The following is a 19,891-nucleotide window of genomic DNA, read 5'->3' on the forward strand; positions in this document are numbered from 1 at the left end:
TTATGTTTCATCAAAGGACACTGAATTGACCGAAATCCGTACCGATTGGACGCGCGAGGAGATCGCCGATCTCTTCGACCTGCCGTTTCACGAGCTGATGTGGCGGGCGCAGACCGTCCATCGCGAGAATCATGCGGCGGGCGAGGTGCAGCTCTGTACGCTGCTGTCGATCAAGACCGGCGGCTGCCCGGAGGATTGCGGCTATTGCTCGCAGTCGGTCCATGCAGATAGCGGGGTCGAGGCGACCAAGCTGATGGATGTCCGCCAGGTGCTGCAATCGGCAGCGCAGGCGAAGGATGCCGGGTCGCAGCGTTTCTGCATGGGGGCGGCCTGGCGCAACCCGAAAGACCGCGACATGCCGGCGATCGTCGAGATCGTGAAGGGCGTCCGCGAGATGGGCATGGAAACCTGCATGACGCTTGGCATGCTGACGCCCAAACAGGCGGAGATGCTCGCCGAAGCCGGTCTCGATTATTACAACCACAATATCGATACGTCGCCCGAACGCTATGAAGAGGTGATCACGACGCGGAAGTTCGAGGAGCGGATCGAAACGCTGGGGCATGTCCGCGACGCCGGGATCAATGTCTGTTCGGGCGGCATTGTCGGCATGGGCGAGAGCCGTGAGGACAGGGTCGGGTTCCTGCATGCGCTGGCGACGCTCGAACGGCATCCGGAAAGCGTGCCCGTGAATGCGCTGGTGCCCGTGAAAGGCACCGTGCTCGGCGACATCCTTCACGATGTGCCCGAGGCGAAGATCGACGATCTGGAATTCGTCCGCACGGTGGCGGTGGCGCGGATTACGATGCCGCGTTCGATGGTGCGGCTATCGGCGGGCCGCGAAAGCATGAGCGAAGCCGTGCAGGCGTTGTGCTTCCTCGCCGGGGCGAACTCGATCTTTACCGGCGACAAGCTGCTGACCACCGGCAATCGCGGCGACGATGCCGATGCGGAATTGTTCGAGAAGCTAGGCCTCGTGCCGCTCGACGGCGAAGAGCCGGCGCGCGCGGATCTGGTCGCGGCGGAGTAGGGCGATGCTCGGCCTGACCCTCTTTGTGATGATGCAATTCACGCCTAATGCGGAGACCTGCGCCGATAGCGGTAATCTGCCGCAGCAGCATATGAATGCCTGCGCCTATTGGGATTTTCGGCAGGCTGACGGAGAGCTCAACGCGGTCTATGAGCAGGTCATCGACTATGCGCGCGGTAACCTGTCCTACATGCCCGATGGCGATACGCGTCCGTCCGGCGAAGAGCGCATCCGCCGCGCCCAGCGCGCCTGGATCACGCTGCGCGACGAGCATTGCGAGGCTTGGTCCTATCATATGATCGGCGGCAGTGCGGAGCCCTTGCTGTTCCATGGCTGCCGCGCGCAAATGACCCGCGAGCGCACGGAAGAGCTGCGTGCATTGATGATCGAAGATCAATAGGTTTCAGGGAGTTGCTAGGGGCGTGTTCAAAAAAATCCTGATCGCCAATCGCGGCGAAATTGCGTGCCGGGTGATCCGGAGCGCCCAGAAGATGGGGATCGCGACGGTTGCGGTCTATTCGGACGCCGATGCGCGCTCGCCGCATGTCGAGATGGCGGACGAGGCTGTGAATCTCGGGCCGCCGCCTGCAGCGGAAAGTTATCTGCTCGCCGACACGATCATCCAGGCCTGCAAGAATACCGGAGCCGAGGCCGTGCATCCGGGCTATGGCTTCCTCTCTGAGCGCGAGAGCTTCGCCAAGGCCTGCGCGGAGAACGATATCGTTTTCATCGGCCCGCCGCCGGGCGCTATCGCGGCGATGGGCGACAAGATCGAGTCCAAGAAGCTCGCTAAAAAAGCCGGCGTCAGCGTCGTCCCGGGCCATGTCGGCGAGATCGACGATACCGAGCATGCGGTGAAGATTTCGACCGAGATCGGCTATCCGGTGATGATGAAGGCCTCGGCGGGCGGCGGCGGTAAGGGGATGCGGCTTGCCTGGAACGAACAGGATGTGCGCGAGGGCTTCGAGGCGACGAAGCGCGAGGGCAAGGCGAGCTTCGGCGACGACCGCGTCTTTATCGAGAAATTCATCGAGCAGCCCCGTCATATCGAGATCCAGGTACTGGGCGATAAACACGGCAGTATCGTTTATCTGGGCGAGCGCGAATGTTCGATCCAGCGCCGCCACCAGAAAGTCGTCGAGGAAGCACCGTCGCCGTTCGTCGATGAAGAAATGCGCAAGGCGATGGGCGAACAGGCCGTCGCGCTGGCCCGTGCCGTCGATTATCACAGCGCCGGAACGGTCGAACTGATCGTAGGTGCCGACAAGAGCTTCTATTTCCTCGAAATGAACACGCGGCTGCAGGTCGAGCATCCGGTGACGGAGTTCATCACCGATATCGATCTGGTCGAGCAGATGATCCGCGTTGCGGCGGGTGAAAAACTGCCCTTCGCGCAGGACGATATCACGCTGACCGGCTGGGCCGTTGAAAATCGCGTCTATGCCGAAGACCCCTATCGCGGATTTCTGCCGTCGATCGGCCGGCTCGTGCGCTATAACCCGCCCGAAGAAAGCCATGAGGAAGAGGGTTGCACGCGCGTCGATGACGGCGTGGCCGAGGGCGGCGAAGTCTCGATGTACTACGACCCGATGATCGCCAAGCTGATCACCTGGGCGCCGACGCGCGAGGGCGCGATCGACCGCCAGATCGCCGAGCTCGACCGGTTCGAGCTTGAGGGCCTCGGCCACAATCTCGATTTCCTGTCCGCGCTCATGCAGCATCCGCGCTTCCGCTCGGGCGAGATCACGACCAACTTTATCGCCGAGGAATATCCGGACGGGTTTCAGGGTGCGCCTGTCGATGAAAAGCTACGCAAGCGGCTCGCGGCCGTGGCTGGTTTTGCCGCCGCTGCGCATGGCGACCGCGCGCGCCGCATTTCAGGCCAGCTCAACGGACCGTTGCAGCCGCCGGCCGAATGGGTGGTGGAGATCGATGGCGTCACGCATGATGTCCATATCGATCTCGACGATGTGTCCGTCGATGGGGAGGCGATGGAGCTCGCCATGGCATATGCGCCGGGCGACCGGATGGTCGAAGCCGAATTCGGCGGCGACACGCTGGCCGTGAAGATCAAGCCGGGCCGCTACGGCTTTTCGCTTACGACGCGCGGCGCGCGCCACGAGGTGCGCACGCTGCCCAAATATTTCGCCCATCTCGCCGCGCACATGATCGAGAAGGAGCCGCCTGACCTTTCGAAAATGCTGATCTGCCCGATGCCGGGGCTCGTCACCGCGCTGCATGTCGGGGAAGGGGATCAGGTCGAAGAAGGGCAGCCGCTCGCCGTGATCGAGGCGATGAAGATGGAAAATATCCTGCGCGCCGAAAAGGCGGGCGTGGTGAGCAGCGTCAGTGCGGCCGAGGGCGACAGCCTTCAGGCCGACGATGTGATCCTGGAGTTTGAGTAGTCTCGGTATTCCTGCGAAGGCAGGAATCCAGTCCGGACGGTTCGGGTCTGGGCTCCTGCCTTCGCAGGAGCACTATAGGCTATTATATAGATCGTTCCATTCCGGGTTCAGTTCTTCGATTACCCGCAGTTTCCAGGAGCGCTTCCATTTCTTCATTTGCAGTTCGCGGTGCCGCGCCGCCCGGATATCGTCATACGCTTCGCACCACACGAGCCGCTTGCAATCATGCTGCTTGGCGAAACCGTCTATCAGCCCGTTTCTGTGCTGGTGGGCGCGTTGTGGCAGGTTGCTCGTGGACCCCAGATACAGCGTTCCGTTGCGCCGATTGGCCATGACATAGACATAGCTTTGACGGGGCATGAGAGCTTTCCTTGTGCTCCTGCGCAGGCAGGAGCCCAGTTCCACCGCCTGATTGGGCTCCTGCCTGCGCAGGAGCACGGGGTTAAATCTTCAGCTCCCGTTTGATCGTGCTTTTCGTCGTCTTGCCATAGGGCGGCTTGAATCCGCCGAGCTTCGCAACGTCCATCTTGGGCTGGCTGTAGACGCTCTTCGCGTGGCTGAACGTCTTGAAGCCCTCATGGCCGGTATAGGCGCCCATGCCCGAGGGGCCGACCCCGCCGAACGGCAGTTCTTCCATCGCGATATGGAAGATCACGTCATTGACCGTCGCGCCGCCGGAGATCGTTCTCGACAGCACTTTCTCTTCCTCGGCCTTGTCGCTGCCGAAATAATAGAGGCCGAGCGGACGGTCATGCGCGTTCACATAATCAATCGCCTCGTCGACCGACTTGTATGTCTTGATCGGCAGGACGGGTCCGAAAATCTCTTCCTGCATCACCGTCATATCCTCGGTTGGATTGCGGACGATGGTGAGCGGCATCTTGCGCTTGTTCGACGCGCTGAAATCCTCATTGCCCGGATTGACCTCGACGAGCTCCGCGCCCTTATCCGCAGCGTCCTTCAGATAGCCCTGCAGCCGCTCATAGTGGCGGTCGTTGATGATCGATGTGTAGTCGTCATTCGCGTCGAGCGTCGGATATTGCTCGCCGACGGCGGCGGCAAGCCCCTGGATGATATCGCCTTCCTTCGCTTCGGGCACCATCATGTAATCGGGCGCGAGGCAGATCTGCCCGGCGTTCATCATCTTGCCCATGGCGACGCGGCTTGTCCCACGCTCGATATCGGCGCTCTCGCCGAAAATCGTCGGCGATTTGCCACCCAGCTCCAGCGTTACGGGTGTCAGGCTGTCGGCGGCCGCATGCAGGATGTGCTTGCCGATACTGGTCGCGCCGGTGAAGAGCAGGTGATCGAAGGGCAGGGCAGAGAAGGCCTGTCCGACCTCGGGCCCGCCATTGAACACGGCGATCTCTTCCGGCGAGAAGGTCTCGCCGATCAGCTTTTCGACGAGCGCGCTGGTGACCGGCGTAAACTCGCTCATCTTGATCATCACGCGATTGCCTGCGGCCAGCGCATCGGCGAGCGGGCTGAAGGTCAGCTGCACCGGAAAATTCCAGGGCGCGATGATTCCGACGACGCCCATCGGCTGATAGTCTATCCGCGCCTTTGCGCCGAACAGGCCGAGCGGGAAACGGGCGCTGCGCTTTTCGGGCCGCATCCATTTATCGACATGTTTGCGGGCGTATTTCACTTCGCCGAGCGCCGAGACGACGTCCGTCATCATCGACTGCTCCCTGGAGCGATGGCCGAAATCCTCGCTCATCGCGGCGCACAGCGCATCGGCATTGTCGACCAGCAGCCGCCCGGCGCGGGTCAGCCGCTCCTTGCGCGTTTCGGCGCTCACCGGCAGTTCGGCGGTAAAGGCGGCGCGCTGCTTTTCGAGCGCGGCCAGCATTGCATCCTTGTTCACGATTTGCAGGTCCGCATCGGCCATCGTCACATCCTCTGTTGCAATTTGAAACCGAGTTTAGGTGAGGATCGGCGCTTTGAACAGGGTGACGCGGCCATGCGTCACGGCTAGACGGACTTCATGACCGAAGAACTGATCGCTCAAATCGACGGCAGGACCGCACGCCTGCGGCTCAACCGCCCCAAGGCGCTCCATGCGTTGACCACAGCGATGTGCGAGGCCGCGATCGACGCGCTGATGGCGTGGCGCGCGGATCTGTCGGTGGAGGCCGTGCTGATCGACCATGCCGAGGGACGCGGTTTCTGCGCGGGTGGCGATATCCGGATGCTCGCCGAAAGCGGAGCGAGCGACGGCGTGCGGGCGCGCGAGTTCTTTCACACCGAATATCGGCTCAACCATCTGCTCTTCACCTATGCCAAGCCGACCGTCGCCTTCATGGACGGGATCACGATGGGCGGCGGCGTCGGCCTGTCGCTGCCGTGCCAGTACCGGGTCGCGACCGAGCATACGCGCTTCGCCATGCCGGAAACCGGGATCGGACTGTTTCCCGATGTCGGCGGCGGCTGGTATCTGTCGCGGCTGCCGGGGCGGACGGGTCAGTTTCTGGCGCTGACCGGCGCGCGGATCGACGGGGCGGAGTGCATGGCGCTGGGCCTCGCCACCCATTACCTGCCGTCGGAGTTGCTGGAAGACATGAAGACGAAGATCGCCGAAAACCCGCAGGAGATTGAAGCGATCCTCAAGGAGGCTTCGGTCGAACCGCCCGAAGCGCGGATCACGGCGAATCGCGATAAGATCGACCGGCTGTTCGCCTCGGACAAGTATGAGGACATCCTCGCCGCGCTCGCAGAGGACGGTTCGGAATGGGCGCAGAAGGAGCTGGAAACGCTGCGCACCAAATCGCCCCAAACCTGCAAGGTGTCGCTCTATCTGTTGTGGCAGGGCGCGCAGCAGACCGATTTCGCCGACGAGATGCGGGTCGAATACCGGGTCGGCGCCCATGTCGTGCAGCGCCATGATTTCCTCGAAGGCGTACGCGCCGTGATCGTCGATAAGGATAACGATCCGCAATGGAATCCGGCGACGCCCGAGGATGTCAGCGATCACCTGATCGACCAGATTTTCGGGCCGTTGAACGCCGATGAGGAGTGGACGCCGCTCAAATTCTAGAGCGAGCGGCTAGCTGGAATCTCCGGGCAGCATTCTGTGCATTAGATCGTCGTCATCGACGAGGAGATGTTTGAGTGCTGCTAACAGGTGCAGCGCTACGAGGGCGATCATCGCCTTGCCCATGATCTCATGTGCTTCGTGCAGGAGCTCACCCAGTCCTTCCTGCCCGACAACAGGCAGCATCGGAACATCCACCAGTCCGAACCAGCTGAACGGGGCAGGGTAGGTCGACATCCAGAGCCAGCCGGATAGCGGCAGGCCAAGCATTAGTGCATAGAACAGAAAATGCGTGCCCTTGGCAATCGCGCGCTGCCAGCGCGCCATGGTATCCGGCAAGGCCGGCGGGCGATGGCGAAACCACCAGCCGATGCGAGCGGCCGCAAGCAGGAATATGGTGATCCCGATGGCCTTATGGGCGTCCATACAGGGTCCGCGTGCTTCGCGGGACAGATCTTCGGAGCCGATGGCGATCGCAATATTGACCATGACCAGCAGCGCGATGATCCAGTGCAGCGCGATGGCGATATTGGTGTAGCGGGTCATGGCGGTCCTTCCCGTCGATTATGCGAGCGTCCGTTCGAGCGCCTTGCGCCATCCGGTGAGGAGTTCGCTCCGCTGATCATCGGCCATTTGCGGGTCGAAATGCGCATTGGCTTCCCATCGCGCGGACAGATCATCGAGCCCGCCCCACACGTCGGTCGCGAGGCCCGCAAGATAGGCGGCGCCCAATGCAGTCGTTTCATGGCTTTCCGGCCGCTCCACAGGCGCTTCGAGGATATCGCTGAGAAACTGCGCGAACCAGTCATTCTGCGCCATGCCGCCATCGATGCGCAGTGCGCGGGGATCGTCGGCCCCGTCGGCGCGCATCGCATCGACGAGATCGCGCGTCTGATAGGCGATCGATTCCAGCGTGGCGCGAACGACATGATCGGCCGTTGTATCGAGCGTCATCCCGGTGATCAGCCCGCGCGCTTCGGGGTCCCAGTGCGGCGCGCCGAGCCCCACAAAAGCCGGGACGAGATAGACGCCGTGATTGTCGGGTGCGGCCTTGGCGATTGCCGCCGTCTCGCCGGCCTTCTCGATCAGCCCCATCTTGTCGCGCAGCCATTTGATCGCCGCACCGGCGACGAAGATCGAGCCTTCGAGCGCATAGGTGATGTCGCCGCCGATCCTGTAGGCAGGTGTGGTGAGCAAGCGGTTTTCGGACGCTATCGCCTCGGTTCCCGTGTTGAGCAGCAGGAAGCAGCCCGTACCGTAGGTGGATTTCACCATGCCGGGCGCGAAACAGGCCTGGCCGATCAGCGCCGCCTGCTGGTCGCCGGCCATGCCCGCGATGGGTATCGCCCGGCCGAACAGCGCCGGGTCGGTCTCGCCGTAAATCTCCGCATTGCCGCGAATCTCCGGCAGCAGGCTGCGATCGATGCCGAACAGGTCGAGCAGCGCATCGTCCCAATCGCCGTTATGGATATCGCACAGCATCGTGCGCCCGGCATTGGTGATATCGGTCGCGTGCACGGCGCCGCCCGTCAGCCGCCAGAGCAGGAAACAGTCGATCGTGCCCGCAGCCAGTTCGCCGCGTGACGCAGCCTCCCGCGCGCCCTCGACATGGTCGAGCAGCCAGGCGAGCTTTGTCGCGCTGAAATAGGGATCGAGCAGCAGCCCGGTCTTCTCGCGGATCATGTCTTCATGGCCGTCCGCTTTCAGTTGACGGCAGGTATCGGCCGTGCGCCTGTCCTGCCACACGATCGCATTGTGCAGCGCTTTGCCGGTTGCGCGATCCCAGAGGACGATGGTTTCGCGCTGATTGGTGATGCCGATCGCGGTCGTCTCGTCCGATAGAATGGCTCTGACGGAGGCGACCGTATCGCGCCAGATATCTTCCGGATCATGCTCGACCCAGCCATCCTCTGGATAATGCTGCGGAAACTCCTGTGCGGAACTTGTGAGCGGTCTGCCGGTCTCGTCGAACAGGATTGCGCGGCTCGACGTCGTCCCCTGATCGATGGCGAGAATATGCCGTGTCATACGTTCACCCTTTCGCGGTCGTCGGCCATATAGGCGGCGAGGCGTGTTTGTTCGTCCGGGCTCATCGGCAAGCCCAGCTTGGTCCGCCGCCAGAGCACATCCTCGGGCGTGCGCGCCCATTCGCGGTCGATGAGATAGCGCAGTTCGCGCTCCGTCAGGCCCGCGCCGAAATGCGTGCCGAGATCGTCCATGCGCTTTGCATCGCCCAGTATCTCGGTCATCAAGCTGCCATAGGCGCGGGCGAGGCGCTTCGTAAGGTCAGCGCCGAGAAACGGATAGCGCGCGGACATTTGGCCGAGAAAGTCATCGAATTCTCCGCCGAGATCGCCGCCCGGGAACTTCGCATCACGCGTCCATGCCGGGGCCTGCGCTTCCGTTCGCCGGCTCAACCGGTCGATCGCGTCTTCGGCCAGCGCGCGCGCGGTCGTGATCTTGCCGCCGAACACGGAGAGTATCGGCGCGTTGCCGTCGCCGCCATCGATTTCCAACACGTAATCGCGCGTGACTTCCTTCGATTGCTTGGCGCCGTCGTCATAGAGCGAGCGGACGCCTGCATAGCTCGACACGATATCTGCCGGCGCAATCTGTTTGTCGAAATAGGCGTTCACCGCGCGGCACAGATAGTCGATCTCTTCATCGCTCGCATCCGCGTCGCCGGGATCGTCGACGGCGACGTCCGTAGTTCCGATCAGCGTGAACCGGTCGAGATAGGGCAGGGCGAAGACGATGCGCCGATCCGGCTGCTGAAGAATGTACGCTTGGTCGCCGTCATAGAGCGGCGGAACGACGATATGGCTGCCGCGCACCAGCCGCACACCGGCCTTGCCCGAGAGGCCGACCTTCTCACTAAGCAGCTTGGAGACCCAGGGGCCGGCCGCGTTTACCATCGCCCGCGCCTCCACCGTCCGTCCGTCGCTCAGTGCCGCTTTCCAGACCGCGCCGGATCGCTCGGCCGACACCAACGCCGTGCGCGTGGCGACGTCAGCGCCCCGGTCTGCCGCGTCCACCGCGTTCAAAACGACGAGCCGTGCATCGTCGACCCAGCAATCCGAATAGACGAGGCCCTTGGTCGCGGGATCGGCGAACGGCGCGGCATAGTGCGGATCGGCCTTGGCCAGCGCGCGGGTGCCTTTCAGCGTTCGGCGGCCGCCGATCATGTCGTAAAGGAACAGCCCGGCGCGGATCATCCAGAAGGGGCGGACCTGGTTGTTATGCGGAAACACGAAGCGCATCGGCCAGATGATATGCGGCGCGGACGCCAGCATGACCTCGCGTTCCTTCAGCGCCTTGCGGACGAGGCCGAACTCGTAAAATTCGAGATAGCGGACGCCGCCATGGATGAGCTTCGACGAGGAAGAACTCGTATGGCTCGCCAGATCGTCGCGTTCGACGAGCAGCGTCTTCCATCCGCGCCCAGCGGCATCGCGCGCAATCGCGGCGCCGTTTATGCCGCCGCCGACGATCAGGAGGTCGTAGGTCATGACGCGTGTTTAGCGGAATTATTTCTGCCGTTACTAGATGGCCGTAACGTGCGACAGCGGCTATGGCGGCGCCATGGCCCGCAAAACGCCCGCCGGTTTCCCGACCGAGCAGCAGATCGTCGATTTTCTCGAAAGCTCGGACCGGCCCGCTGGAAAACGCGAGATCGCGCGCGCCTTCGGCCTGAAGGGGCAGGACAAGATTCAACTCAAGGCGATGCTCAGGCGCATGGCCGATAAGGGGCTCGTCGACAGAGGCGCGGGGCAGGCGCTCCACAAGGTGGGCGGCTTGCCGCGCGTCACCGTCCTGCGCGTCGTTAGCGTCGACGATGACGGCGATATCTGGGCCGAGCCCGAACGCTGGGACAGCGATGCGCCGGTGCCCAAATTGCGCGTCAAGGAACGCAGCCGCCGCCATCCGCTCGGAGTGGGCGACCGTATTCTGGCGCGGACCGAACAGGCTGGGCGCGGCTGGATCGCGCATCCGATGAAAAAGATCGCGCCCGCGCAGGACGAGCTGATGGGCGTGTTGCACGAGGAAGGCGGCAAGCTCTGGCTGAAAGGACTGGAGAAAGGGAATCGCCGCGATTTCTTCGTTTCCGACGCCAATCGCGCCCGGCCCGGCGATCTCGTCATGGCGGAAAAATCGGGACGGCCACCGCGCGTTTGGGTGCGTGTGACAGAAATTCTCGGCGATCCGTTCGAGCCGCGCAGCTTCTCGCTGATCGCGATCCACAAGCATGAAATCCCGGTCGAATTCTCCGACGAGGCGTTGGCTGAAGCCGGGCGTATGGCGAAGCACGATCTCGGCGAACGCGAAGACCTGACCCATTTGCCGATCGTCGCAATCGACCCGGCCGATGCCCGCGATCATGATGATGCCTTCTGGGCGGAGCCGGACGGACAGGGTGGCTGGCGCGTCATCGTCGCGATTGCCGATGTCAGCTATTATGTCCGGCCCGGGTCTGCACTCGACAAGGAGGCGCGCCGGCGCGGCAACAGCGTCTATTTCCCGGATCGCGTCGTCCCCATGCTGCCCGAACAGCTGTCCGCTGATATTTGTTCGCTGAAAGCCGGTGAGGATCGCGCCGCGCTCGCCTGCCATATGGCGATCGACAAAAAGGGGCAGGTCAAAGGCTGGCGCTTCTCTCGCACCAAGCTGCGGATCGCCGCGAATATCGCCTATGAGGACGCGCAGGCGGCGATCGACGGGCAGGCGGACGTTGTAGAGCGCGCGCTCGTCGATGGCGTGCTGCGACCGCTCTGGGATTGCTGGCGCGCGCTATACCGCGCGCGCGAAAAGCGGGAGCCGCTCGATCTCGATCTGCCGGAGCGTCGCATCGAGCTCGACGAAACGGGGCGTATCCTCTCGGTCGCGCCGCGCGAGCGGCTCGATGCGCACAGGCTCGTCGAGGATTATATGATCGCCGCCAATGTCGCGGCGGCGAAAGCGCTCGAGGCCAAGGCCGCGCCGGTCATGTACCGTGTCCATGAACCGCCGAGCCGGGAGAAGCTGGTTGCGCTCAAGGAGTATCTTGCCAGCCTCGACGTGCCGTTCACGCTCGGTCAGGTCATCCGGCCGGACACCTTCAACCGCATTCTCGAACGCGTCGGCGACGACGACTTCCGGCCGCAGGTCATCGAGCAGATCCTGCGCACTCAGACCCAGGCCTATTATGCGCCGCGCAATGCCGGGCATTTCGGGCTGGCGCTTGGCAGCTATGCGCATTTCACCTCGCCGATCCGCCGCTATGCCGATCTGCTCGTCCATCGCGCATTGGTCGGCGCGTACAATCTCGGACCGGACACTACCGAGACCCGGCTAACGGGCGGCGAAACCGAGCGGATGGAGGCGACGGGGGAGGCGATCAGCAAGCTCGAACACCGCGCGATGGAGGCCGAGCGCGACACGGTCGATCGCTATGTCGCCGCCTATCTCTCCGAGCGGGTCGGCGAGATCATGCCGGCGCGAATTACGGGCGTGCAGAATTTCGGTTTTTTCGCAACGGTCGAGGGGCTGGGCGGCGACGGGCTCGTGCCGGCGCGCGATCTGGGCCGCGAATATTATCGCTATGACGAGCGCGCCCAAGCGCTGATCGGCGAAGATAGCGGGACGCGCTATGCCTTGGGCGACAGGCTGGACCTGCGGCTCGTCGAAGCCAGCCCGATCAGCGGCGGTTTGCGGTTCGAACTGCCCGAAGGGAAGGGCGGTGGAACGCGGAGCGCGCGCGGAAACCGGGGAATACAACGGCGTTCGGCGGGCAAGAGACGCAAGCCGCGCCGCAAACGCGATCGCTAGCTGACCGAAGTGTTATCCTCTGCGTTTTCGCGTTCAGCCTCGCGCTCGGACTCCAGCTCGCCGCCAAGTTGCGCGACGATTGCTTCGAGATTGCGCCGTAACTGGGCCGGTCGTCCGGTGACGCTTTCCCAGTCGGGATAATTAGAGCGGATCGCCGTGATTGCCGCGTTGATCTCTGTTTCCGTTGCGACATCGTCGGATAGCATGTCGCGCTCGACAAGGCTGCGCACGAAGGAAATGTACGCCACCTGATTGGCGACCAGCAGACCGATAGGGCCCGGTTCGCCATGACCTGGATAGAGGGTGTAGCCGCTGAAATCGCGGGTCAGGCGGTCGAGCGCGCGTGGCCAGCTGTCGATATCGGCATCGGTAAAATCGGGATGCATGCGGTTGGCGACGAGATCGACCGCCAACAGCGCCTGTTCACTCGGTATCGAGAGCATCGTCATCGTTTCGGCCTCCGTGTCCGTCACGACATGAACGATGACTGGTACGCCCGAGACAGACAGTTCTTCACGATTTTCGATGAGGCGTGTGGGCTCGGGCGGGATCCGGTAATCGTCGCCCAAGGTCTCCCGCAGCCGTTCGACATAGCCGGAAAGATCGCGGCCGATCTGATCCGCGACTGCCTCGGTCATCAGCAGTTCGGCATCGGGAAAGACATCGGTGAAGGCTTGCAACCCGCCGAAATGGCCGGGATCGTAATGGCTGATGACGATCGCAGTGACCGGTTTGCCGGTCTCCTGGATTGCCGCGACGACTCGTTCGGCCAAGGCGATTTCACGCTGCGTATCGAAGACAAGGATCTCGTCTGTACCTTCGAGCCAATAGCTGTTGACCGAACCGGGGCCGGGTCGAAAGGGCCGGTGGATTTCAAGGTCACCGACCGAATCGGCCCCGTCGGTCTGCTCGGTTTCGCCGCCACCGCATCCGGCGAGCGCCAGCGCGATAGCGAAAAAACCGATCATGAAAGGCGCCGCGCGCATCGTTCAAGGCCTCCGGAACAATTGGCGAAGACTATATGGCGTTCGCCGGAAATCGCAATTTCCACGCCCGTATGACAGCATTTGGCTGGGGATATCTGCGCCCAAAATTTGGCGGATTCCCGCTACTTTCCCGTATTTCGGCATCGAAATTTCCGCCGACTTTGTCATCTAACGTTTACATAATCGTCATATAACTGTAATATTAGTGTCATTCGAACGTAACGTGGAGAGAGTGGATGACAAAATTATTTGCAATCGCAGCCGCTTGCACCCTTCCGATTGCAGCGCATGCCGCGCCCTATCCGGAAGCGAATCCGACTGGCTACGACCCCTATGCGGCGGACGCGATCGAGCGCGCAGACTATGCTGCGGCCGAAGACCGGTTGATGCGCCGGCTCGCCGAAAATAACGGCGACGTATCGGCGATGCTTAATCTCGCGACCGTGATGATGGAGACCAATCGGGCTGCGCGCGCCTCTTCGATGCTCGAACGCGTGCTCGACGCCGAGAACGTCCAGTTGACCAGCGTGGATGGGCAGCCGGTATGGTCGCATGACGCGGCGACGGCGAGCTTGCGCGGCCGTGTGATGATCGGTTCGCGTTAGGACAACACCTGTAAAATTCGGGTCGTGGTGGCGCTGCCGGGGTTAAAGCTTCGGCAGCGTCACGCCTTTCTGGCCCATATATTTGCCGGCCCGGTCGGCATAGCTCGTCTCGCACGGCTCATTGCCTTGCAAGAACAGGAACTGGCACGCGCCTTCATTGGCATAGACTTTGGCGGGCAGCGGCGTCGTGTTGGAAAATTCTAGCGTCACATGGCCTTCCCAGCCCGGCTCGAGCGGCGTGACGTTCACGATGATGCCGCAGCGCGCATAGGTCGATTTGCCGAGGCAGATGACGAGGATGTCCTTCGGCACCCGAAAATATTCGACCGTCCGGGCGAGGGCGAAACTGTTGGGTGGGATGATGCAGCAATCGGTCTGGCGGTCGACAAAGCTGCTGGACGAGAAATTTTTCGGATCGACGATCGCATTGTCGACATTGGTGAAGATCTTGAACTCGTCCGCCGCGCGTGCGTCATAGCCATAGGATGACAGGCCGTAGCTGATCGTGCCGTCGCGCCGCTGCCCGTCCTCGAACGGTTCGATCATTCCGTCTTCGAGCGCGCGCTCGCGAATCCATCTGTCGGCCATGATGCTCATGAGCGCGATCCTTAGCCCGGCTGGTCCGGACGCACCACATTCCAGCGTACGGGGTTTTCCACACCGTCGACGATTCGGATATCGCTGGCTTCCCACATCACCCAGGGCACGGCGCCGAAATCCGGTTTGAAGAGCCGGCGTGGCAGCCAGAAGCTCCGCTCGACCCGGCTGGTGACTTCATATTCAGCGTCGAATTCCCGTGTGACGTATAGCAGGGCGGGGCTTTGGGCGTGCTGCTCCACAATCTCGAGGAAGTTCGCCAGCTCTGCGATAAAAATGTCGATGTCCGGGTGGTCGGTGCAGTTGTCGTTAAAATCGAGGAGTATGGCGGGGGGAAGGGCGCCCTCACGGTCGGGCACGGTGGCAACGAAGTTCGTCGCCTGATCGATGGCCAAACGGCACAGTTCATAGGTGTGGATGGCGCCATGCCGCAGTCCTGCCTCCTGCGCGGCTTGCCAATGCGCGGCAAAATTCGGATCGCGATCCGTATCGCCATCGGTTGCATGGATATAGGCGAAATCGGCGCCCGCAGCGCGCAGCGTTGGCCAATGTACCTCGCCCTGTTCCGCGCCGATCACCGGACCCTGAACCGGATATTGGCTTTCGACGGGATGCCAGCGAATCGCGACTTGCCACAGCGCGATCGCGGCGATTGCCGCCAGCAGGAGCCAGAACGCCCCCCATATGATTGCCCGCATCATACCCCCGGTTTGAAAATAACGGCCATCAGCCCTTGATATGCAGGACGCAGATCAGTGTGAACAGGCGGCGTGCCGTATCAAAATCGACAGCGATCTTGCCCTCCAGCCGTTCTTTGAGCAGCTCGGCCGCATCGTTGTGAATCCCGCGCCGGGCCATATCGATCGTTTCGATCTGCTGTGGCGTGGCTTGGCGGATCGCCTGGAAATAGCTGTCGCAGATGGCGAAATATTCGCGGATCGGCCGGCGGAAACGTGTGAGTCCGATGATGATCGTCTCGAGCAGCGTGTCATTCTCCGCTGCGATATCGAGCGCCAAACGGCCTTCCTCGACACGCAGCGTGAGCTTGTACGGCCCGGCATAGCCCTGCGGATAATCCCTAGCCGGTTCGAAATGATTGCCTTCGAGTAGATCGAAAATGGCAATGCGCCGCTCTTGCTCGATATCGGCATTGCGCCAGATGATCGTGCGTTCGTCGAGCTGGACGTCTATGATCCGTGGATCGGCCATGGGGGAGGCTTAGTGGCGTTGATCAGGATTGGGAATAGATTGGCGGTTATTGACCTTCCAGAACGATGCAAGGGAACCGGACGAAAGGCGAAACATGGATAATTTTGCGGGCAAGACTGTCGTGATCACGGGTGGAGCAACCGGAATTGGATTCGCTCTCGCTAAGGCCTTCGGCGCAGACGGCGCGAATATCGTTATCGGCGAGCCGCGCGAGAACCGATTGAAGGAAGCCGTCTCCGCACTCGGCGAACAGGGGATCGATGCCCGCTATATGGTGATGGACGTCACCGACCCCGCAAGCGTCGAGGCGTTCGCCGATTTTGCCTGGGATGCCTATGGCGCGGTTCATGTGCTGATCAACAATGCCGGGATCAGCATCCCACAGGCGCCGGTTGCAGAAGTGCCACTGAAAAATGCTCACGCGGTTTTCGACGTCAATTTTTTCGGGGTCTGGCATGGCTGTGCGATATTCGGGAAACGGATGATCGATCAGGGCACGGACGCGGCGATCTACAATCTGGCCTCGGAGAATGCGTTCTTCACCGCCGTTGGCAATTCCGCGGCCTATGTGGCGTCGAAACATGCGGTGATGGGTATGACAGAGGCGTTCCGCGAGGAAATGCCCGACCATATCCGCGTCGGCACGATCTTCCCCGGATTTGTCCAGTCCGAAATGAGCCCGCCCGAGGTTCAAAAGTTCGCGATGGATGCCGATCATTTTGCCGAAATCGTCCTGAAGCAAATCCGCGCCGGCGAAGACTTCATCGTCTCGCACGCCTACAATATCGAGCATATCGAGGCGCGCTATGAGCGGCTGGCCCGGGCCTTCGCCACCTATGCGCCGCGCTATGAGGGCGATGACGAATTCGACGTGCCGACGCTTGTGGCCAAGCTTACGGCGCAGAGCGGGCGCGACGAGGACGGGTAGGAAACGCCCCACAGAATATCCACAGGCTTGATGGCTTGAGGCCGAAGCCGATCCGCGCGACAAGGAGTCTATGGCGGAACCTGCTCCACTTATCGGCGACAATGAAAACGGCATCATGGCGCTGCCGCACAATGTGGAGGCGGAGGCCGCGTTGCTCGGCGCGTTGCTGATCGACAACCGGCTTGTCGACGATGTTCAGAGAATCCTGCGCGAGGATCATTTCTTCGATCCCGTCCATGGCCGCATCTATCAGGCGATCATCAAAATGGTCGTCGACAAGAATATGGTCGCCAATCCGGTCACGCTAAAACCGATGTTCGAGAGCGACGAGGGCCTGAAGGAACTGGGCGGTGTCGGCTATCTGGTGAAAATCACCGAGAGCGGTGTCGCGCTGATCGGCGCCCGCGATTTCGCGACCCAGATTTACGAGCTCGCGCTGCTCCGCGCGCTGATCGGCGTCGGGCGCGAGATGGTCGAAAAAGCCGTCGATACGAGCGATGCCGTCGATCCCAAGGCGCAGATCGAAGAGGCCGAAGTCGAACTCTACAAAGTCGCCGAAGCCGGCGGCGAGAGCGGCGCAACCAAGAGCTTCGCCTCGGCCGCCGCCGAAGCCGTTACCATGGCGCAGCGGGCGCTCAATTCCGGCGGCAACGTTTCTGGTTACACGACCGGCTTTTCGAGTTTGAATCATCATTTCGGCGGGCTGCACAAGTCCGACCTGATCGTCCTCGCGGCACGCCCCGGCATGGGGAAGACAGCGCTCGCGACCAATATCGCCTTCGAAACGGCCTTGCGGTTCCAGCGCGATCAGGAGGATGGGATCGAGGAATCGATCGGCGCGCCGGTCGCCTTTTTCAGCCTCGAAATGTCGGCCGACCAGCTGGCCACGCGTATCCTGTCCGAGCGCTCCCGGATCAGTTCGGAGAAACTCCGCAAGGGCCAGATCAGCCAGGAAGAGTTCCGCAATCTCGCCCGTGCGGCGGCGGAACTCGAAAGCCTGCCTTTCTATATCGACGATACGCCAGGCCTCACAATTGCGGCGTTGCGCACGCGCGCGCGGCGGCTCAAGCGGCAGCGTGGCATATCGATGATCGTCGTCGACTATCTCCAGCTTCTGCAGGGTTCGGCGCGCACCGGAGACAATCGCGTGCAGGAAATCTCCGAGATCAGCCGCGGGCTCAAAACGCTGGCCAAAGAGCTTGAAGTGCCGGTGCTCGCGCTATCGCAGCTCAGCCGCGCAGTCGAGCAGCGCGAGGACAAGAAGCCGCAACTCTCCGATCTGCGCGAATCGGGCTCGATCGAGCAAGATGCCGACATCGTGCTCTTCATTTATCGGGAGGATTATTATCACGGCTTTGCCGAGCCGCCGATGATCACCGAGCAGAGCTCGCCTGAGGACCGCGAAAAACGCTCCGCCTGGGAGCTGAAGAATCAGGAAGTGGCCGGGCAGGCGCAGATTATCATCGCGAAGCAACGCCATGGCGCGACGGGCACGGTCACGCTGCGTTTCGATCGCGAATTCACGCGGTTCAGCGACATGGCCTATGAGGATCGGCGGCCCGGCTATTAGCGTGTCGCGCGCTTTCGACTAAAGCGTTTCCATGCAGTTTCGCACCCGCGCCCTTGTCTGCGCTATCCGTCCGCACGGCGAACATGGCACGATCGCCCGGCTGATGACGCCCGGAAGCGGGCTGATGGCCGGTTACGTCCGGGGCGGCCGGTCGCGCCGCATCCGTCCGATCCTGTTACCGGGCAATATCGTCGAAGCCGAATTTCGCGCGCGTACCGAGGAGCAGCTGGCCGGGCTAACGGTCGAACTCGTTACGAGCCGCAGCGGGCTCTTTGCCGAGCCGCTGGCCGCTTCTGGCATCGAATGGGCCTGCGCGCTGACTGCGGCGACGTTGCCGGAGGGGCAGGCCTATCCGCATATCCATGACGCACTCGATGCGGTACTGAGCGCGATCGAGGCAGCGCCGAGCGCGCGGCGCTGGGCGTCGGCGCTCGTCCGCTACGAACTGTTGATATTGCGCGAGCTCGGCTTTGGTCTCGATCCGGAAAAGACGGCCATTCCCGACGCAATGGAGGATTGGCCGGCCATTTTCGAAGGATTCCGCCTGACCGGCCATTTTCTCGGCCGCGACCTGTTGGACGAGCGGCGCAATGATGTAATGGCGGCACGCGAGAGATTGGTCGAGCGTTTGAAGCGCGCGGCCTGAGCGAGAAGGACGAAACCATGCTGGTCGCGCTATTGCCGGGAGACGGGATCGGTCCCGAAGTGATTGTCGAGGCGGTGCGCGTGCTTGAAGCACTCGATATCCACGGGCTGATCTTCGAGGAAGCGCCGATCGGTGGAGCGGCGTACAAGGAATATGGCCATCCTTTGCCCGACAAAACACTCGATCTTGCAAAGCGCGCCGACGCCATCCTGTTTGGCGCGGTCGGCGACCCGGATTGCGATGCGCTGGAGCGACATTTGCGGCCCGAACAGGCGATCCTCGGCGTGCGCAAGGAATTGCAGCTCTTCGCGAATCTCCGCCCGGCGAACCTGTTTCCGGAGCTGGCCGATGCGTCGGCCCTGCGGCCCGAAATTGCGCGCGATATCGATGTGATGATCGTGCGCGAGCTGACCGGCGACGTCTATTTCGGCGAGAAGGGGATGCGAACGACCGATGACGGATTGCGGCAGGGCTATGACATTATGGCCTATGACGAGGCGGAGATCGCGCGGATCGCCCGCGCTGGGTTCGAGACGGCTCAGGCGCGGCGCTGCAAGCTGTGTTCAGTCGACAAGGCCAATGTCCTCGAAACCTCGCAGCTCTGGCGCGATGTCATGGTCGAGGTGTCGGCCGATTATCCGGACGTCGAGCTCCGCCATATGTATGTCGACAATGCCGCCATGCAGCTCGTGCGCGATCCCGGCCAGTTCGACACGATCGTCACGGGCAACCTGTTCGGCGATATTCTGTCCGACCTTGCCAGCATGTGCGCGGGCTCGATCGGGATGCTGCCCTCGGCGTCGCTGGATGCAGGCGGCAAGGGATTGTACGAGCCCGTTCACGGTTCCGCGCCCGATATCGCGGGAGAAGGCAAGGCCAATCCGCTGGCGACGATCCTCTCGGCGGCGATGATGCTGCGCTATTCGCTCGACATGTCGCAACCGGCAGACCGGATCGAACAGGCGGTTGCCAAGGCACTGGCTGACGGATTGCGGACAGCGGACCTGGGCGGCAGCGCAACGACGCGGCAGGCCGGCGATGCGGTGATCGCTGCGCTAGCGCATTGACGCGGCGCA

Annotated in this window: 19 protein-coding genes; 10 read left to right on the top strand and 9 right to left on the bottom strand. The window is 62.3% G+C overall.

Features of this window, described 5'->3' with window-relative positions:
* Nucleotides 1-25 precede the first annotated feature (25 nt).
* The 3 genes from bioB to Q0974_RS09795 are packed head-to-tail and all read left to right on the top strand — an operon-like array spanning nucleotide 26 to nucleotide 3,435.
* A complete protein-coding gene (gene bioB, locus Q0974_RS09785) occupies nucleotides 26-1,030 on the top strand; it encodes a biotin synthase BioB (RefSeq protein ID WP_299327050.1) in 1,005 nt (334 codons plus the stop codon).
* 4 nt (nucleotides 1,031-1,034) lie between these two features.
* Entirely contained in the window at nucleotides 1,035-1,430 is a 396-nt protein-coding gene (locus Q0974_RS09790; protein WP_299327052.1) for a lysozyme inhibitor LprI family protein, read from the top strand.
* 22 nt (nucleotides 1,431-1,452) lie between these two features.
* Nucleotides 1,453-3,435, top strand: coding sequence for an acetyl/propionyl/methylcrotonyl-CoA carboxylase subunit alpha (locus Q0974_RS09795; protein ID WP_299327054.1), 1,983 nt, complete (start codon nucleotides 1,453-1,455; stop codon nucleotides 3,433-3,435).
* A 72-nt stretch (nucleotides 3,436-3,507) separates the two neighbouring features.
* Here the strand turns inward: Q0974_RS09795 and Q0974_RS09800 are convergent, their stop codons facing one another.
* Both Q0974_RS09800 and Q0974_RS09805 read right to left on the bottom strand, forming a co-directional pair.
* Nucleotides 3,508-3,795 (bottom strand): GIY-YIG nuclease family protein, encoded by a 288-nt coding sequence (locus Q0974_RS09800; RefSeq protein WP_299327056.1) that lies wholly within the window; start codon nucleotides 3,793-3,795, stop codon nucleotides 3,508-3,510.
* A gap of 82 nt (nucleotides 3,796-3,877) precedes the next feature.
* On the bottom strand, nucleotides 3,878-5,326 hold the full coding sequence (locus tag Q0974_RS09805; RefSeq protein ID WP_299327058.1) for a coniferyl aldehyde dehydrogenase: 1,449 nt from the start codon (nucleotides 5,324-5,326) through the stop codon (nucleotides 3,878-3,880).
* 96 nt (nucleotides 5,327-5,422) lie between these two features.
* Between Q0974_RS09805 and Q0974_RS09810 the strand changes: the two genes are divergently transcribed.
* Nucleotides 5,423-6,472: an enoyl-CoA hydratase/isomerase family protein gene (locus Q0974_RS09810; RefSeq protein WP_299327060.1), complete on the top strand. Its 1,050-nt coding sequence runs from the start codon at nucleotides 5,423-5,425 to the stop codon at nucleotides 6,470-6,472.
* Between the two features lie 9 nt (nucleotides 6,473-6,481).
* Here Q0974_RS09810 and Q0974_RS09815 read toward each other — a convergent pair whose 3' ends face one another.
* From Q0974_RS09815 to glpD, 3 genes are read right to left on the bottom strand one after another with little or no spacing between them, the layout of a single operon-like run.
* A complete protein-coding gene (locus tag Q0974_RS09815; protein WP_299327062.1) occupies nucleotides 6,482-7,015 on the bottom strand; it encodes a cytochrome b in 534 nt (177 codons plus the stop codon).
* Nucleotides 7,016-7,033: 18 nt separating this feature from the next.
* Nucleotides 7,034-8,497: a glycerol kinase GlpK gene (gene glpK / locus Q0974_RS09820; RefSeq protein ID WP_299327064.1), complete on the bottom strand. Its 1,464-nt coding sequence runs from the start codon at nucleotides 8,495-8,497 to the stop codon at nucleotides 7,034-7,036.
* Nucleotides 8,494-9,978 carry a glycerol-3-phosphate dehydrogenase gene (glpD, locus tag Q0974_RS09825; RefSeq protein ID WP_299327066.1) on the bottom strand — a complete coding sequence of 495 codons (1,485 nt, stop codon included), beginning with the start codon at nucleotides 9,976-9,978 and terminating at the stop codon, nucleotides 8,494-8,496. The genes glpK and glpD overlap by 4 nt, the downstream gene beginning before the upstream one ends.
* Nucleotides 9,979-10,051: 73 nt before the next feature.
* Between glpD and rnr the strand changes: the two genes are divergently transcribed.
* On the top strand, nucleotides 10,052-12,274 hold the full coding sequence (gene rnr, locus Q0974_RS09830) for a ribonuclease R (RefSeq protein WP_299327068.1): 2,223 nt from the start codon (nucleotides 10,052-10,054) through the stop codon (nucleotides 12,272-12,274).
* On the opposite strand, the gene Q0974_RS09835 is transcribed toward rnr, so the two are convergent.
* Nucleotides 12,271-13,242 carry an MBL fold metallo-hydrolase gene (locus Q0974_RS09835; RefSeq protein WP_299327070.1) on the bottom strand — a complete coding sequence of 324 codons (972 nt, stop codon included), beginning with the start codon at nucleotides 13,240-13,242 and terminating at the stop codon, nucleotides 12,271-12,273. The genes rnr and Q0974_RS09835 overlap by 4 nt on opposite strands.
* Nucleotides 13,243-13,496: 254 nt before the next feature.
* On the opposite strand from Q0974_RS09835, the gene Q0974_RS09840 reads away from it, so the two are divergent.
* A complete protein-coding gene (locus Q0974_RS09840) occupies nucleotides 13,497-13,865 on the top strand; it encodes a tetratricopeptide repeat protein (protein WP_299327072.1) in 369 nt (122 codons plus the stop codon).
* 42 nt (nucleotides 13,866-13,907) lie between these two features.
* Here the strand turns inward: Q0974_RS09840 and dcd are convergent, their stop codons facing one another.
* The 3 genes from dcd to Q0974_RS09855 are packed head-to-tail and all read right to left on the bottom strand — an operon-like array spanning nucleotide 13,908 to nucleotide 15,671.
* Nucleotides 13,908-14,462 (bottom strand): dCTP deaminase, encoded by a 555-nt coding sequence (gene dcd / locus Q0974_RS09845; RefSeq protein WP_299327074.1) that lies wholly within the window; start codon nucleotides 14,460-14,462, stop codon nucleotides 13,908-13,910.
* Nucleotides 14,463-14,473: 11 nt separating this feature from the next.
* Entirely contained in the window at nucleotides 14,474-15,163 is a 690-nt protein-coding gene (locus tag Q0974_RS09850; protein WP_299327076.1) for a GH25 family lysozyme, read from the bottom strand.
* 25 nt (nucleotides 15,164-15,188) lie between these two features.
* Nucleotides 15,189-15,671 carry a UPF0262 family protein gene (locus tag Q0974_RS09855; protein WP_299327078.1) on the bottom strand — a complete coding sequence of 161 codons (483 nt, stop codon included), beginning with the start codon at nucleotides 15,669-15,671 and terminating at the stop codon, nucleotides 15,189-15,191.
* A gap of 94 nt (nucleotides 15,672-15,765) precedes the next feature.
* On the opposite strand from Q0974_RS09855, the gene Q0974_RS09860 reads away from it, so the two are divergent.
* The 4 genes from Q0974_RS09860 to leuB all read left to right on the top strand — a co-directional run bounded on the left by Q0974_RS09860 (nucleotide 15,766) and on the right by leuB (nucleotide 19,882).
* On the top strand, nucleotides 15,766-16,599 hold the full coding sequence (locus Q0974_RS09860; RefSeq protein WP_299327080.1) for an SDR family oxidoreductase: 834 nt from the start codon (nucleotides 15,766-15,768) through the stop codon (nucleotides 16,597-16,599).
* Between the two features lie 70 nt (nucleotides 16,600-16,669).
* Nucleotides 16,670-18,169 (top strand): replicative DNA helicase, encoded by a 1,500-nt coding sequence (locus tag Q0974_RS09865; protein WP_299327082.1) that lies wholly within the window; start codon nucleotides 16,670-16,672, stop codon nucleotides 18,167-18,169.
* A gap of 31 nt (nucleotides 18,170-18,200) precedes the next feature.
* Nucleotides 18,201-18,815: a recombination protein O N-terminal domain-containing protein gene (locus Q0974_RS09870; protein WP_299327084.1), complete on the top strand. Its 615-nt coding sequence runs from the start codon at nucleotides 18,201-18,203 to the stop codon at nucleotides 18,813-18,815.
* Nucleotides 18,816-18,832: 17 nt separating this feature from the next.
* Nucleotides 18,833-19,882, top strand: coding sequence for a 3-isopropylmalate dehydrogenase (gene leuB, locus Q0974_RS09875; protein ID WP_299327086.1), 1,050 nt, complete (start codon nucleotides 18,833-18,835; stop codon nucleotides 19,880-19,882).
* Nucleotides 19,883-19,891: the final 9 nt, after the last annotated feature.

The organism is Parasphingopyxis sp. (assembly GCF_028279465.1).
Taxonomy (GTDB): Bacteria; Pseudomonadota; Alphaproteobacteria; order Sphingomonadales; family Sphingomonadaceae; genus Parasphingopyxis.

Excerpts from the sequence above, each read along its gene's own strand:
- Q0974_RS09790 (WP_299327052.1), top strand. The coding sequence starts at position 1,035 with ATGCTCGGCCTGACCCTCTTTGTGATGATGCAATTCACGCCTAATGCG.
- Q0974_RS09800 (WP_299327056.1), bottom strand. The coding sequence starts at position 3,795 with ATGCCCCGTCAAAGCTATGTCTATGTCATGGCCAATCGGCGCAACGGA.
- Q0974_RS09805 (WP_299327058.1), bottom strand. The coding sequence starts at position 5,326 with ATGGCCGATGCGGACCTGCAAATCGTGAACAAGGATGCAATGCTGGCC.
- Q0974_RS09810 (WP_299327060.1), top strand. The coding sequence starts at position 5,423 with ATGACCGAAGAACTGATCGCTCAAATCGACGGCAGGACCGCACGCCTG.
- Q0974_RS09815 (WP_299327062.1), bottom strand. The coding sequence starts at position 7,015 with ATGACCCGCTACACCAATATCGCCATCGCGCTGCACTGGATCATCGCG.
- glpK (WP_299327064.1), bottom strand. The coding sequence starts at position 8,497 with ATGACACGGCATATTCTCGCCATCGATCAGGGGACGACGTCGAGCCGC.
- glpD (WP_299327066.1), bottom strand. The coding sequence starts at position 9,978 with ATGACCTACGACCTCCTGATCGTCGGCGGCGGCATAAACGGCGCCGCG.
- rnr (WP_299327068.1), top strand. The coding sequence starts at position 10,052 with ATGGCCCGCAAAACGCCCGCCGGTTTCCCGACCGAGCAGCAGATCGTC.
- Q0974_RS09835 (WP_299327070.1), bottom strand. The coding sequence starts at position 13,242 with ATGATCGGTTTTTTCGCTATCGCGCTGGCGCTCGCCGGATGCGGTGGC.
- Q0974_RS09840 (WP_299327072.1), top strand. The coding sequence starts at position 13,497 with ATGACAAAATTATTTGCAATCGCAGCCGCTTGCACCCTTCCGATTGCA.
- dcd (WP_299327074.1), bottom strand. The coding sequence starts at position 14,462 with ATGAGCATCATGGCCGACAGATGGATTCGCGAGCGCGCGCTCGAAGAC.
- Q0974_RS09850 (WP_299327076.1), bottom strand. The coding sequence starts at position 15,163 with ATGATGCGGGCAATCATATGGGGGGCGTTCTGGCTCCTGCTGGCGGCA.
- Q0974_RS09855 (WP_299327078.1), bottom strand. The coding sequence starts at position 15,671 with ATGGCCGATCCACGGATCATAGACGTCCAGCTCGACGAACGCACGATC.
- Q0974_RS09860 (WP_299327080.1), top strand. The coding sequence starts at position 15,766 with ATGGATAATTTTGCGGGCAAGACTGTCGTGATCACGGGTGGAGCAACC.
- Q0974_RS09865 (WP_299327082.1), top strand. The coding sequence starts at position 16,670 with ATGGCGGAACCTGCTCCACTTATCGGCGACAATGAAAACGGCATCATG.
- Q0974_RS09870 (WP_299327084.1), top strand. The coding sequence starts at position 18,201 with ATGCAGTTTCGCACCCGCGCCCTTGTCTGCGCTATCCGTCCGCACGGC.
- leuB (WP_299327086.1), top strand. The coding sequence starts at position 18,833 with ATGCTGGTCGCGCTATTGCCGGGAGACGGGATCGGTCCCGAAGTGATT.